This window comes from Amycolatopsis nivea (genome assembly GCF_004522235.1).
Taxonomy (GTDB): domain Bacteria; phylum Actinomycetota; class Actinomycetes; order Mycobacteriales; family Pseudonocardiaceae; genus Amycolatopsis; species Amycolatopsis nivea.
On record NZ_SDLT01000022.1, the window covers coordinates 128020 to 141738 of the forward strand.

11 protein-coding genes are annotated in these 13719 nt (G+C 69.8%); 3 read left to right on the forward strand and 8 right to left on the reverse strand.

What is annotated here, in order from left to right; all coding sequences use genetic code 11:
• Positions 1–103: 103 nt before the first annotated feature.
• The 3 genes from glmM to rplM all read right to left on the reverse strand — a co-directional run bounded on the left by glmM (position 104) and on the right by rplM (position 2600).
• Complete coding sequence (gene glmM, locus EIZ44_RS24985) at positions 104–1441, reverse strand: phosphoglucosamine mutase (protein WP_037816242.1); 1338 nt, start codon at positions 1439–1441, stop codon at positions 104–106.
• A 206-nt stretch (positions 1442–1647) separates the two neighbouring features.
• Positions 1648–2136, reverse strand: coding sequence for a 30S ribosomal protein S9 (rpsI, locus tag EIZ44_RS24990; protein WP_037816243.1), 489 nt, complete (start codon positions 2134–2136; stop codon positions 1648–1650).
• 11 nt (positions 2137–2147) lie between these two features.
• On the reverse strand, positions 2148–2600 hold the full coding sequence (gene rplM / locus EIZ44_RS24995) for a 50S ribosomal protein L13 (RefSeq protein WP_009072361.1): 453 nt from the start codon (positions 2598–2600) through the stop codon (positions 2148–2150).
• A gap of 309 nt (positions 2601–2909) precedes the next feature.
• On the opposite strand from rplM, the gene EIZ44_RS25000 reads away from it, so the two are divergent.
• Positions 2910–3758, forward strand: coding sequence for a hypothetical protein (locus EIZ44_RS25000; RefSeq protein ID WP_093572674.1), 849 nt, complete (start codon positions 2910–2912; stop codon positions 3756–3758).
• A gap of 40 nt (positions 3759–3798) precedes the next feature.
• A complete protein-coding gene (locus EIZ44_RS25005) occupies positions 3799–4440 on the forward strand; it encodes a DUF4333 domain-containing protein (protein WP_134731514.1) in 642 nt (213 codons plus the stop codon).
• Between the two features lie 161 nt (positions 4441–4601).
• Here the strand turns inward: EIZ44_RS25005 and EIZ44_RS25010 are convergent, their stop codons facing one another.
• The 5 genes from EIZ44_RS25010 to EIZ44_RS25030 form a co-directional block, all read right to left on the reverse strand.
• The gene (locus EIZ44_RS25010) at positions 4602–4892 is read right to left on the reverse strand and encodes a WXG100 family type VII secretion target (RefSeq protein ID WP_037816245.1); all 291 of its coding nucleotides are present in this window, start codon (positions 4890–4892) and stop codon (positions 4602–4604) included.
• A 64-nt stretch (positions 4893–4956) separates the two neighbouring features.
• Positions 4957–5280 (reverse strand): WXG100 family type VII secretion target, encoded by a 324-nt coding sequence (locus EIZ44_RS25015; protein ID WP_009072357.1) that lies wholly within the window; start codon positions 5278–5280, stop codon positions 4957–4959.
• Between the two features lie 241 nt (positions 5281–5521).
• The gene (locus tag EIZ44_RS25020) at positions 5522–5881 is read right to left on the reverse strand and encodes a hypothetical protein (RefSeq protein WP_037816246.1); all 360 of its coding nucleotides are present in this window, start codon (positions 5879–5881) and stop codon (positions 5522–5524) included.
• Positions 5882–5891: 10 nt separating this feature from the next.
• Entirely contained in the window at positions 5892–7925 is a 2034-nt protein-coding gene (locus tag EIZ44_RS25025; RefSeq protein ID WP_134731516.1) for a type VII secretion-associated protein, read from the reverse strand.
• 40 nt (positions 7926–7965) lie between these two features.
• The gene (locus EIZ44_RS25030) at positions 7966–11982 is read right to left on the reverse strand and encodes a type VII secretion protein EccC (protein WP_037816248.1); all 4017 of its coding nucleotides are present in this window, start codon (positions 11980–11982) and stop codon (positions 7966–7968) included.
• 328 nt (positions 11983–12310) lie between these two features.
• Between EIZ44_RS25030 and eccD the strand changes: the two genes are divergently transcribed.
• Positions 12311–13711: a type VII secretion integral membrane protein EccD gene (eccD, locus tag EIZ44_RS25035; RefSeq protein ID WP_037816249.1), complete on the forward strand. Its 1401-nt coding sequence runs from the start codon at positions 12311–12313 to the stop codon at positions 13709–13711.
• Positions 13712–13719 lie beyond the last annotated feature (8 nt).

A 13719-nucleotide genomic window follows, 5' to 3' on the forward strand; every position in this document is an offset into this window, starting at 1 on the left:
TCTTCCGGACCTTGGACGCACGGAAGCCGTCGGCGGTGCCGGACACTCGTCTACGGAATGTACCCGGAGAGTGACGAGGGGCGCAGCGATTCGGGCAGTTCGGTCAGGAGACCGCGGACACGACCCCAGCCAGCCGGTCCGCCGCGGCCTGGGCCGTGGCGTGAGCCGGGGCTTCGACCATGACCCGCACCAGCTGTTCGGTTCCCGACGGGCGCAGCAGAACCCGTCCCTCCTCGCCGAGTTCCGCTTCCACCTCGCCGACCGCGTCGCGGACTTCAGCGGATCCAGCCACTGCCGCTTTGTCCGCGACCGGGACGTTGACCAGGACCTGCGGCAGCCGGTTCATCACCGCGGCCAGTTCGGCGAGCGGCTTGCCCGTCGCGGCCATCCGGGCCATCAGGCGCATCGCGGTCAGGAGGCCGTCGCCGGTGGTGGCGTGGGCGGGGAGGACCACGTGGCCGGACTGTTCGCCACCGAGGGCCAGGCCCGAGGCGCGCAGTTCCTCCAGCACGTAGCGGTCACCCACCGCGGTCGTGACGACCGTGATGCCGTGCGCCTTCATCGCCAGGTGCAGGCCGAGGTTGCTCATCACGGTCGCGACCAGGGTGTCCTTCACCAGCGCGCCCTCTTCGGCCAGCGCCAGCGCCAGGACGGCCATGATCTGGTCGCCGTCCACCAGTTCGCCCGCGGCGTCGACGGCCACGCAGCGGTCGGCGTCTCCGTCGTGGCCGATGCCGAGGTCGGCGCCGTGTTCGACGACTGCCGCGCGCAGCAGGTCAGGGTGGTTTGAGCCACAGCTGTCGTTGATGTTGATGCCGTCCGGCTCCGCGTGCAGGGCCACGACCTCGGCGCCTGCCCGGCGGTACGCCTCCGGGGCGGCCGCGGACGACGCGCCGTTCGCGCAGTCCACCACGACCTTCAGGCCGGCCAGCGGATGCGGCGTCGCGGCGACCAGGTGCTCGATGTACTTGTCGAGCGCGTCCGGGACGTCGGTGACGCGGCCGACCCCGTCGCCGGTCGGGCGGGTGACGCCGGTCGCGTCGAGGCCGGATTCGATCTCGTCCTCGATGCTGTCCGGCAGTTTGTGCCCGCCGGCGGCGAAGAGCTTGATGCCGTTGTCCGGCATGGGGTTGTGCGAGGCGGAGATCATCACGCCGAGGTCCGCCTCCAGCGCACCGACGAGGTACGCGACGGCGGGCGTCGGCAGCACGCCGAGCCGCAGGACGTCCGCACCGGCCGACGCGAGGCCCGCCACCACGGCGGCCTCCAGCATCTCGCCGCTGGCGCGCGGGTCGCGGCCGACCACGGCCACCGGACGGTGCGAACGGTCGTGCGCCGCCAGCACTCGGGCGGCGCTCGCCGCGACCGACAGGGCCAGCTCCGGGGACAGGTCGGCATTGGCCAGACCGCGTACCCCGTCGGTGCCGAACAGTCGAGCCATCTCGACCTCCTTGTCCCTTGATTCACCGGCCTCGGGGCGCGCCGGGCCTCGACAAACCTAGCGCCGGACCCGGCAGGGGTGATCCCCTGCCCTACCCCAAGACAGTCGTGCCGGCGGCGGAAAACGCATCAACCAGCCCGGAAAACGCCGGAAGCGCCCATCCGATGGACGGATGGGCGCTTCCGGGGTTGCGCCAGGCGCGAAAATCAGCGCTTGGAGTACTGCGGGGCCTTGCGGGCCTTCTTGAGGCCGTACTTCTTCCGCTCCGTGGCGCGCGCGTCACGGGTCAGGAAGCCGGCCTTCTTCAGGGCCGGGCGGTCGTCGGCGTCGACCTCGACCAGCGCACGGGCGATGGCGAGACGCAGCGCGCCCGCCTGGCCCGAGATCCCGCCGCCCTTGAGGTTGGCGAAGATGTCGAAGGAGTCCGGCTTCTCGACGGTGACGAGCGGCTCCTTGATGAGCTGCTGGTGCACCTTGTTCGGGAAGTACTGCTCGAGCGACTTGCCGTTGAGCTTGAACTCACCGGTACCCGGCACGACGCGGACGCGGACCACGGCCTCCTTGCGGCGGCCGACCGTCTGCGCGTTGCCACCGGCGGCACGCGACGGGCGCGGGGCGGCGGCGGACTCGCTGGTCGCCACGGCCTCGGCGGGGGTCTCGGTCGAAGCGACGACCTCGGTCTCGGTGCTGGTCAACTGTTCCTCACTCACTGCGCGACCTGCGCGATCTTGGTGATCTCGCGCGCCTGCGGCTGCTGCGCGGCGTGCGGGTGCTGCGGGCCGGCGTACACCTTCAGCTTCTTGGCCATGGCGCGGCCGAGCTTGTTCTTCGGCAGCATGCCCTTGACCACCTTCTCAACGAGGTGCTCAGGCTTGGTGTCGAGCAGCTCGCCGAAGGAGCGCTTCCGCAGACCGCCGGGGTAACCGCTGTGCCGGTACGCGAACTTCTGCTCGCGCTTGTTACCGGTGAGAGCGACCTTCTCGGCGTTGACGATGATGACGAAGTCACCGGTGTCCACGTGCGGGGCGTAGGTCGGCTTGTGCTTGCCGCGCAGCAGCGTGGCGACCTCGGTCGCGAGCCGTCCGAGCACGACATCCTCGGCGTCGATCACGTGCCAGGCACGAGTGACGTCGCCGGGCTTGGGGCTGTACGTGGGCAAGGGTCTACCTCGTCGTCATTGCGTGTGGGTAATGTGCGGGCCGAGCGCTGACGCGCCGCAACGCACAACGACATATGAAGATACCCCTGTGGTCCCGCCTCTTGTGCAGCGGGGGTGCGAAGGCGCCTCGTCGGCCGGTCACAGCGTACCCGACCGGTTCCCGGAACCACCACGCCGCCGCGCGGGTCGAACCAGGATGAGACGATTCCGACGCGCGGACGCGCGAGCACGACGAGCCCCTGGGGACAGCAGTTGAAGACACGAGCGAGGACGATCCGAGCCGCACGGACAGCGGGAGCCGTCGCCGCCGTGCTGGCTCTCGCGACCGCGTGCGGGCAGGCCCGCGCCGGCACCGCGCTGCCCGACGGCGACCAGGCCGCCGCGTACGTCGGCGCGAAGTTCGAGAAGGCCATGTCGAAGCTCGCGGACACGATCGTCGAGCCGCGCAATGTGACCAACTCCGCGGACCGGTACTTCAAGTTCGACGACAAGTACCTGCACAACATCGTCACCTCCGCGCGCACCGGCAGCCCGGAGAGCCGGATCGTGCACAACCGGTCGCAGAAGAACCCCAACGAGTTCCTCGACTCGTTCACCCCGGCCGACGGCGCCGTCGAATACCTCTACCTCGGCCCGGCCTACAAAACGCTCGCGCCGACGCCGTGGGTGTCGATGCCCAAGCCGGAGGCCGGACTCGTCCAGCCGTGCGCGTGGGGCGGGGTGCAGATCGCGTGCAAGATGGGCGACGCGGTCGACAGCGCGTACAAGGCGGACAAGAAAGCGCTGCGCGGTGCCAAGAGCTCCGCGGACGGCACCGAGCAGCTGACCGTGAACGTGCCGTTCCCGATCTTCCTCGACCGGCGCGTCGAACTGCTCCCGGACAAGGTGCTCAACCAGGTCGGGCCGGAACTGCGCAAGGCCGTCGTGCCGAGCACGATCACGCTCAAGCCGGACGGCTCGCTCGCCGCGTTCACCATGGGAGCCAAGTTCGAGGGCGACGGGCACAAGGTCGAACTGCGCTACGAGTTCAAGTTCACCGGAGAGGCCACCTCCTCGGACCTGCCGACGGTGCCGGACGCCTCGCAGGTCACCGTCCTCGCGGACGACGCGGCCAAACAGGACTTCTACCGCAGGCTCGGCGAACTGCAGGGTCGCTGATGCGCGCCCTTCCGCCGATCGATCTCCGAGGTGAGCACTGATGACCCAGCCTCCCGACCAGTACCCGCAGGGGCAGCCGCAGTGGTGGCAGCCGGGGACGAACGCGCCGCCGCAGCCGGGTTATCCGTCCGGAGTGGACAGTTCGGGCCAGCAAGGGCAGTGGGCGCAACCTCCGGCGCAGCAACAGTTTCCGCAGGGGCAGTACCCACCGGCGCAGTATCCGCAGCAGGGTTATCCGCCCTACGGTCAGCCGCAGAGCCAGCCGACCCCGGCGCAGCAACCGCCGGGAGGAAACCCTTACGGCGGCGGGTTCCAGCCGTCCGAATACGGCGGGCTCGGCGCGTTTTCCGCTGCCAAGCCGGGAAAACCGCGGTCGAAGAAACCGTTCCTGATCGCCGGAGCGGTCGTCGTGGTGCTCGCCGCGGCGGGCGGGATCGCGTGGGCGACCGGAGTGTTCCGCGGGGACACCCTTGACCAGAAGTCGTTGCAGGAAGGTGTTTCCCGAGTTCTCAACGAGAGCTACGGCGAGCCGGACGTGAAGAACGTCGCCTGCCCCTCGGGACAAACGATCGAGAACGGCACCACTTTCGACTGCACGGTGCAGGTCGGCGGACAGCCGAAGAAGGTCACCGTGCGCGTGCTCAATGACAAGCCAGAATATTCCGTCGGCGCACCACACTGAGCGGCGAGAGTCGTACCGGAACCGGAGCTTTCAGCCGGGGCAGCGCACTCGACGGCGGGCAGAATATTCCATCGCCCCCCCCGGCGAAAGCCTTTCCCGAAAACGAAAACGGCGGGCCGACACCCGAAGGTGCCTGGCCCGCCGTGGTTTCGGAGCTTGGCTCAGAACAGGTTCTGCACCGAGCGGTCCGTCGCCGTGTAGCCGTCCGCGATCTGCGGCAGCACAGCGGCGATCTGCGCGAGAAGCTGACCGAACTCCTCGAACTTCTGGTTCCACTCGTTCTGGGCCTGGTGGTACTGGTCCTTCGCTTCACCGGTCCAGCTGTTGGTCAGCGGAGCGAGGTCGCTCTGCAGGTTGTCGAAGAGGGTGCGCAGCTCGCCGCCGGTGGCGGTGCAGTCCTCAGCGGCGCGGTGGATGGTACCCGGATCAACAACAATGCGGCCGTCAGGCATGTCGAACTCCTGTCAGAAGAAAGAATGAAAGATGAAGGCGAATCTGGAACGGAAAAGAACTGGATCAGCCGAGAACGCCGAAGCCCTTGTTGAGCGAGTTGATGTGCTCGTGCTGAGCCGCTTCGCTCTTGGCGTAGGTGGATCCCGCTTCCTGGAGCAGCTCACCGATGCGGTGCAGCGCGTCGTTCAGGCCGCGACCGCAGTCGTCAAAGCGGCGCATGACGTTGTCGAAGGCACGCTGGGCGTCGCCTTCCCAGCCCGCGCGGGTCGCTTCGATGTTGGAGCGCAGGTCGCTCAGGTTCTTGTTCATCCGGCTGGTCGCGTCGACGACGCGCCCTTCCGCCGCGGTGAATTCCTTCGGATCCCCAGTGAAACCGCCAGCAGCCATGGGAGCTACCCCCTTCGTCAGTGGTTGTGCGCGCCGGCTGGTGTTTCCGGCACTGCACCTACGACGAAGACATTGCCAGTTCGGTTCACACTTGTCGCGACTTCTTCGCAAGTAGTTGCTTGCGTGAACGCGCCATCAGGGAACCGGTCGGCAACGGGCGGGTGAACGGCGTGCCGGCGACCCCGAAAAAACCTTGTCCACCAGCGTGGTTAGCACACGCACAGCCGGTTCCCGGAAACTTTCAGGAGTCCCGGCTCATGATTCGCGACTGCGAAAAGTCCTCGTCCTCTTCACTCGTCCGTGTCTGTTCGGGCGGAATCTCCGGACGAAGGGGAACCGGCTCAGGCGCGACGGGCTCGGCCGGCATCGGCAATCCGCGGGCCGCACGGAACCGGCGGGCGGCCCCGCGCAACGCGGACGGCGCGGGTTCCGCGGCGCCGGAAAGCCGCCGCCTGCCGAACTCCTTCAGCAATTCCCGGTTCTCATTGCGGTGCCGTTCGCTGCGCGCGAGCGCGGTGCCCGCGACGCGGCGCGAGAAGGTGACGGCGTCCTGTCCGGCTCGGGTGAAGGCCGCCGGCGCGGATTCCGGTTCGGAGGCCACAGATGCTCCTTCAGCTGGTGATCTTCAGCGTGCGCACCACTTGCTCGCACGCGGCGTCGACGCGCTGCTGCACCGCGGGTGATTGGTACTGGCAGCCGACGTGCACGCGGATCCGGCCCTGCACGAGCACATACCAGCGGACGGTAATCCGTTCCGGTTTGCTCTCGACGTAGCCGATCACGTTCCGGCCACCGTAAGTCAGATCAGGCTGGAACGCAGTGTAGTTCGCGTTTCCGCTGACCCCGGACCGCAAGGCGTCGACGAGTTTCTGCCGGTCGGCCGTCGCGTCGTAGTCCATCACGAACTCCTGCGCGAGCACGAGATCGTTGCCCTTGGCGGCGTCCTGCGGGTGCAGGATGACCTGCCGGTCGGCGACCTCGTCGGTGGTCTGGATCCAGTCGTTGGGCGCGACGAGGCTGAAGTCGTACTGGGAGAACGAACGGCCTTGATCGGAGCTGTCTCCGCTGCTGACGAAGTAGACGACTCCGCCCGCGATCAGCGCCACGACCGCCACCGCCGCGGTGATCAACCACAGCCGACGGCGTTTCTTCGCCTTTCCGCCGGAGTCGCCCACGGCGTCCGCGCCGGGAGCGGTGAACCCGCCGTTCGCGGAACTGTTCTGTCCCAACGAGTTCTTGCCCGGTCCAGTCTGCAATGGACTCGGACCGGCGGGTGCCGCGACGCCGAACGGCGCGCTTTGCGGTCCCCTGGCCGGATCTGCGGGCGAGAACCCGCGCGGCGGCAACGGCTGCGCCGGAGCGCTCCGCGGCGGCGCGTTCAGTGCGTTCGGCGCCGGCGGCGGACCGCGGCGGATCGGCGCGTCTCCCCGGACGATCTCGGTGCGGTGCTCGGAGTGCCCCGGGATCGACGAACCGGGCAGCACGCCGGTGCGATCCGGTTCCAGCAGCACGGCCCGGAGCGCGCCGCGTGCCACGACCGTCTCGGGCTGGTCCAGACTCGTCGGCACCACGCCGGTGCGCTCGTGCACGAGCCGGGAAATCATCGGGATCCGGCTCGAACCGCCGACGAGGAAGATCGCCGCGAGCTGTTTGGGACGCAGGCCGGAGTCCGCGATCGCGGCGCTGGTCAGCTCGACCACCCGGCCGAGCGGAGCCGCGATCAGCCGTTCCAGGTCCACCCGCGTCACGTGCGCGTCCGCGAACGGCGGCGGCAACGGCACATCGGTGTACGTGTGCCGCGACAACGTTTCTTTCGCGCCACGGACGTCCTGGCGCAGCACCCGGCGCCGCCGGCGCTCAGCCAGCTCGCGGCCTTCGACGAGCTGCTGCCACGCCTGCGGATCCGTGCCGGACACCAGCGACCCGACGTGCTCCAGCAACGCCTGGTCGATGTCCGCCCCGCCGAAGCTCGGATCGCCTCGCGTGGCCAGCACCTGGAACCCGCCCCGCTGCGGCGGCGCACCCGGCACCCGAGCCGCGCGCGCGGCCTCCGGCGACCGCTGGACGACGCTGACGTCGACTGTGCCGCCGCCGAGGTCGAGCACCGCCAGCGCGTCGCCAGGACGGCCGGAGAACTCGACCGTCCGGCCGCCCGGCGAAGCCTCCGGGGCGAAGGTGGCCGCGTGGTACACCGCCGCGGCCACCGGTTCCGGCACCAGCGCCACCTCGCGCGCCAGCCTGCCCGCGGCCTGGCGCAGCAGCCGGGTGCGGATCGCGCCCCAGTCCGCCGGGTGGGTGAGCACCAGCAGGTCCACCTCGACGTCGCCCGCGACGCGCCGCGCCTCGGCGACCGCCCGGTCCAGCACCGCGTGCACGACGTCGATGACCCGCAGCACCGAATCGCCGAGCAGCAGATCGCCCTCGTCGATCCGCCGCTTCGGGTTCGGCTCGTACCGCGACGGGTCGACGGCCGCCTGCCGCTCGGCCTCCTGGCCGACGAACAGGGTGCCGTCGGACGCCGCGTACACCGCAGAGGACATCAGCGGCTGCCCGTCGATCACCACGACCTGCGGCTCGCGGCCGTTGACCGACACGACGACACAGGTGCTCGAGGTCCCGAAGTCGACCGCGACCCGCACCGTCACCGGGCACCCCTTCCGTCAACCGCGACGGCTCCCCGGTCGGTCAGTCGGGCTGGATCCACGACACCTGCACGAGCTGCTTCCCGTTCTTGCGGCTCAGCATGTTGCCCCGGCCCGGCGGCATGGCGCTCGGCCGGATGTTGCCGATCAGGTTGCCCTCGTCGCGGGAACCGTTCATCACCATGCCGGTGGCCGCGAGCTCCTTGAGCTTGCCGATGACCGGGTCGTACGCCGCCCGCGACGCACCACCGGTGCGCCGGACCACGATCAAGTGCAGGCCGACGTCCTTCGCCTGGGCGAGGAACTCCGACAGCGGCTTGAGCGGGTTGGTGGACTGCGTCGCCACCAGGTCGTAGTCGTCGACCAGGACGAACAGCTCCGGACCGGTCCACCAGGACCGGGTCTTCAGCTGCTCCTGGGTGACGTCCGGACCCGGCAGCCGCCGCGTCATCGACCCGTGCACGTCCTGGACCATGCTGTCCAGCTGCGCCGACGAAACGGCGTAGCCGAGCAGCGAATCGCCCTCGAGGAACCCGAGCATCGTGCGCCGGTAGTCGACCAGCAGGATCACGGCCTCCTGCGGCGTGTAGCGCTCGGTGATGCCGCGCGCGATCTGCCGCAGCAGGTTCGTCTTGCCGGACTCGCCGTCGGCGAACGCGAAGAAGTGCGGGTCCGCGTCGAAGTCCAGGTAGATCGGCTGCAGGTCTTCCTCGTTGACACCGATCGGGACGAGCTTCGTGTCCCGCTTCTGGTCGATCCGCAGGACCTCTTCGTAGGTGATCATCTCCGGCAGCAGGCGCACCTGCGGAGCCACCCGGCCGCGCCACGCGCCGCGGATCTTCGCGACCGCGTCCGCGACGCCCGCCGCGACCGTCTCCGGGTCGCTCGACCCGTCGATCCGCGGCAGGCCGGTGAGCAGGTGCAGCTTGTCGCGGGTGAGCCCGCGTCCCGGCCGCCCGGCCGGGACGTTGACCGCGATCCGGCGGTCCATTTCGGACTCCGTCGGGTCACCGAGGCGCAGCTCGAACCGGGTGCCGAGCATGTCCTTGATCGCGGGCCGGAGGTCGGCCCACCGGTTCGCCGAGATGATCACGTGGACGCCGTAGGCGAGACCCTGCGTGGCCAGCCGGGTGATCGACGTCTCGAGCTCCTCGAAGTCGTCGCGCAGCGCCCGCCAGTTGTCCACGATCAGGAACGCGTCGCCGAACGCGTCCTGCTCCGGCGTGATCTCGCCGCGGCGCTTCCGGTTGCGGAACTCCGTCATCGAGTCGACGCCCAGCGCGCCGAACCGGCCTTCGCGCTCGGTCAGCAGCGTGGTCAGCTCGGCCACGATCCGGCGCGCCTTGTCCGGCTCGCGCCGGGCCACCGCGACCCCGCCGACGTGCGGAAGGTCCGCGAGGCCGGCGAGGGTACCGCCACCGAGGTCGAGGCAGTAGAACTGCGCTTCCTCGGGGGTGTGGGTGAGCGCCATCGACATGATCAGCGTCCGGAGCATGGTCGACTTGCCCGACTGCGGGCCGCCCGCGATGACGCCGTGGCCCTGCGCACCGGAGAAGTCCGCCCACAGCAGGTCGCGCCGCTGCTCGTACGGCCGGTCGACGATGCCCATCGGCACCTGCAGCCTGCCGTTGCCGAAGAACCCGACCGGGGAAAGACCGCGGTCGTCGGTGGGGTTGAGGTTCGGCAGCATCGTGTCGAGCGAGTTCGGCTCGTTCAACGGCGGCAGCCACACCTCGTGCGCCGGCGGGCCCTGCCCGACCAGGCGGCTGACGATGACGTCCAGTTCGCTGGGCTCGACGGCCTCTTCGGACTCTTGCTGTTTCGGAGCCTCTTCCTCGACGACCGGTTCCGGCTCGGGTTCCTTCGGCAGTTCCACGAAGTCCGGTACGAACAGCTGCGGCCGCTTGTCCGCGCGCACCACCGTCGCGGCCGGGCCGGCCGCCTTGATGCCCGCGGGCCGGTACGGGCCCGAGACGTAGGAAGCCTTGAACCGCACCAGGGTCGAGGTGTCGTACTTCAGGTAACCGCCACCGGGGACCGACGGCAGTTCGAACGCGTCCGGCACGCCGATCGCCGCGCGGGATTCCGCCGCGGAGAACGTCTTCAGGCCGATCCGGTAGGACAGGTGCGAGTCGAGACCGCGCAGCTTGCCCTCTTCCAGCCGCTGCGACGCGAGAAGCATGTGCATCTGCAGCGACCGGCCCAGCCGGCCGATGGCGACGAACAGGTCGATGAAGTCCGGCTTCGCCGCCAGCAGTTCGGAGAACTCGTCACAGACGATGAACAGCGCGGGCAGCGGGTCGAGGTCGGCGCCGTTCTCACGGGCCTTCTCGTACTCCCAGACGTTCTTGAAGTTGCCGCCGTTCTTCAGCGCTTCCTGGCGGCGGTTCATCTCGCCCGCCAGCGCGTCCTTCATGCGGTCGACCAGCGTGACCTCGTCCGCGAGGTTGGTGATGACCGCGGACACGTGCGGGGCCTTGTCCAGGCCCAGGAACGTCGCGCCACCCTTGAAGTCGACGAGGACGAAGTTCAGCGTGCTCGACGAGTGCGTGGCGAGCATGCCCAGCACCAGGGTGCGAAGGAACTCCGACTTACCGGAACCGGTCGCCCCGATGCACAGGCCGTGCGGGCCCATGCCCTCGGCCGCGGCTTCCTTGATGTCCAGTTCCACCGGCTGGCCGTACTCGCCGACGCCGAACGGGACGCGGTAACGGTCGCGGATCGGCCGGGGCCGCCACGCCTGCTGGACGTCGAACGTCATCGGGTCGCCCGGGATGCCGAGCAGTTCCAGCAGCGACGGGTTGGACAGCAGCGGCTCTTCCTCGCTGACATCCGCTCCGCCGCCCCCGCCGACGCGGTACGGCGCGATGAGCCGGGCCAGCGCCTCGACCTCGACCACGCTGAGGCTGTCCGGACGGCCGAACCACTCGACCCCGCCCGCGCTGCGCGCGCCGAGCCGCTCCTCCTCGACCACGAGCCGCAGGCCGCGCCGGGCGGCGAGGTTGCCGATCGAGTCGGAAAGGTCGACCAGGGTGACGCCGACCAGGCCCTCCTCGAGGATGATCTGCTCCTCGCGGGTGACCTCGGCGTCGTCGATGATGATCACGACGTGCGGCTGGTCCGGCGCGGGCGTCGCGTTGCGGGAGAACCGCTGCCGGTCGCGCAGCTCCTCGTCCAGCCAGTCTTCGATCTGCTTGAGCGAGCCCGCCATCATGCGCAGCTGGCCGATGCCGTCGGACAGCGTGGGGTGCTGGGCGTGCGGGAGCCACTTCGCCCACTCCCACTCTTCCTTCGCCCGGCCCGCGGTGGCGACCGCGATCATGACGTCGTCCGGGCTGTGGAAAGCGACCAGCTGGGCCAGCATCGCGCGGGTCAGCGCGCGGGTGCGGTGCCGTTCGCCCTGCATGCTGACCGCCGCGAACCCGCGGAGGGTGATCTGGGTGGGCAGGTCCGGCACGATCGAGTGCGCGCGCACGAACCGGCGCAGCGCGAGGGTGGCGATCGGCTCCAGTTCGTCCACCGGGCCGGTCTGGGGCGGGACCAGCCGGGTGGCGAGGCGGTGCGAGCTCCGGCCGACGCGCAGGTGCAGGAAGTCCTGGTCGTTCTGCCTGCGCTCCCACATCCGGCGGCTGGCCGCGAGCGACCACAGCGACTGCGGGTCCGGGTGCACCCATTCGAGCGCGGCGCGCTGGTCGACCATCGCCTCGCGGGCGCGGTCGCGCATCTGGCCGAGATACCGCAGGTAATCCTTGCGGTCCTCGTCCATCTCGGCCTTCTTCTGGCCGCCGCCCTTGCCGCCGCCGCCCGCGAGCATGCCGACGGTGCCCATCAGCATCATGCCGCTCATCATGATCGTGGTCGGGTTTTTCGCACCGCCCGCCGTGAACATGAAAACCATCATCCCGAGCGACGCGAAGATCATCACGCCCGGAATCGCCTTGGCGACGATGCTTCCCGGGATCGTCCGGGGCACCTCGGGCGGCGGCTCGAGATGCACCTCGCCGCCGGGCGGGCGCGGCGCGGCCAGCCGCGGCGACTTCTTGAACTGCAGCGTGCTCATCTCGAAGGACCCCTCTATTCCTGCTCGACGCCTGCACCCGGGTGCGCGGGACAACCTATCGAACGTCGTCCCGGAAATCCGGCCAACTCCAGGATCGGCATCTCACACCCCCTCCTCGGGCCCCGGCGGGACCCGTCCTCCCAGTGCGCCCGAGTGTAAGGACCGCCACCGACAGTTATCGGACCAGGCGGACGAACCCGCTGGTCGGTATGGCCCAACCAGGCCTGGACGGGTACTTTCGCCGATGATTTGCGGAGACGCGCTGAAACCTGTCACCAGGTTCGGTATAAGTTCCCCCGGGAGCTGACTCTTCAGAGCGGGGGATCTAGTGGCAACGGGCACGACGGTATTCAGCAGGGTCACGGTGGTCGCACCGACGACACGCATCGACGTCGCGCTTCCGGCCGACGTGGCGGTGGCCGACCTGCTGCCCATGCTTCTGGAGATGGCCAAGGAGGTCACTCCGGACGGCGGGGCCCGGCACGGCGGCTGGGCGCTGGCCAAGCTCGGCGACGCCCCGCTCGACCCGAGCCGGACGCTCGCGTCCCTCGGCGTGGTCGACGGCGAGCTGCTGCAGCTGCGCAAGCGCAACGAGAACCCGCCGCCGCCGATGTACGACGACGTGGTCGACGCCATCGCGGAGGCCGACCCGGACACCTTCCGTCCGTGGACGAAGGAAACCGCGCGCCGGTTCGGCCACACCGCGGGCGGGCTCGCCCTGTTCTTCTCCGCGCTGGCCCTGTTCTTCAGCGGTTCCCTCTACGGCGGTTCCGCGCTCGGCCCGGCGATCGCGGGCGGTCTCGGCGCGATCGCCTGCGTCGCGATCGGCGCCACGCTCACCAAGGCCTACCAGGCCGAGGCCACCGGCGTGCTGATCGCCTCCGCGGGCGGCCTCCCGCTGGCTTTCGTGAGCGGGTTCTACATCGTGCCCGGCCTGTCGGTCCGGGCGAACCTGCTGCTCGGCGCGGTGCTGGTGCTGATCGTCTCGGCGGTCTGCATCCTCGTCGTCGGCGCGGGCATCCGGGTCTTCATCGCCACCGCCACCGCGGGCGTGTTCGGCGCGCTCGCCTTCCTCGTCGCGACCCTCGTGACCAGCGCCGACACCGCGGCGGTCGCGGCGGGCACGGTCGCCGTCGCGCTGGGCTGCATCTCGTTCCTGCCGCGCGCCACCATCTGGCTCGCCAAGCTGCCGCTGCCGTACGTGCCGAGCACCGCCGAGGAACTCAAGGAAGACTCCGGCTTCCCGGACTACAAGGCGATCGAGCAGCGCACCGCGGTCGCGCACGACTACATGACCGGCCTGATGATCGGCTGCGGCGCGACCACGGCCGTCGCGGCGGTCCTCGCGGCCACCGCGCCGAACGCCTTCGGCATCATCCTCGGCATCATCGCCACGCTGGTCCTGCTGCTGCGCGCCCGCGCCTACGCCAACGGCGCGCAGGCCATCGCGCTGCTCACCACCGGCATGGTCGCCGCGGCGGGCATCCTGCTCGGCTGGCTGTTCTTCTCCGCCACCGCGGAGCAGCGGCTGCTGTACGTCTTCGGCGCGCTGATCCTGATCGCCGCGGCCGCTCTCGTGGTCGGCGTGATCTTCCCGGACCAGCGCTTCTCGCCGCCGCTGCGGCGCACCGTGGAAATCATCGAGGCGATCTGCATCGCCGTGGTGCTGCCGCTCGCCCTCGGCGTGATGGACCTCTACTCGACGCTGCGCCACCTCAACCTCAAGTGAGCCGCGCG

Bases quoted from the DNA above. Each gene is read 5' to 3' on its own strand.
- glmM (WP_037816242.1), bottom strand. From the start codon at position 1,441: ATGGCTCGACTGTTCGGCACCGACGGGGTACGCGGTCTGGCCAATGCC.
- EIZ44_RS25005 (WP_134731514.1), top strand. From the start codon at position 3,799: ATGACCCAGCCTCCCGACCAGTACCCGCAGGGGCAGCCGCAGTGGTGG.
- EIZ44_RS25010 (WP_037816245.1), bottom strand. From the start codon at position 4,892: ATGCCTGACGGCCGCATTGTTGTTGATCCGGGTACCATCCACCGCGCC.
- EIZ44_RS25015 (WP_009072357.1), bottom strand. From the start codon at position 5,280: ATGGCTGCTGGCGGTTTCACTGGGGATCCGAAGGAATTCACCGCGGCG.
- EIZ44_RS25030 (WP_037816248.1), bottom strand. From the start codon at position 11,982: ATGAGCACGCTGCAGTTCAAGAAGTCGCCGCGGCTGGCCGCGCCGCGC.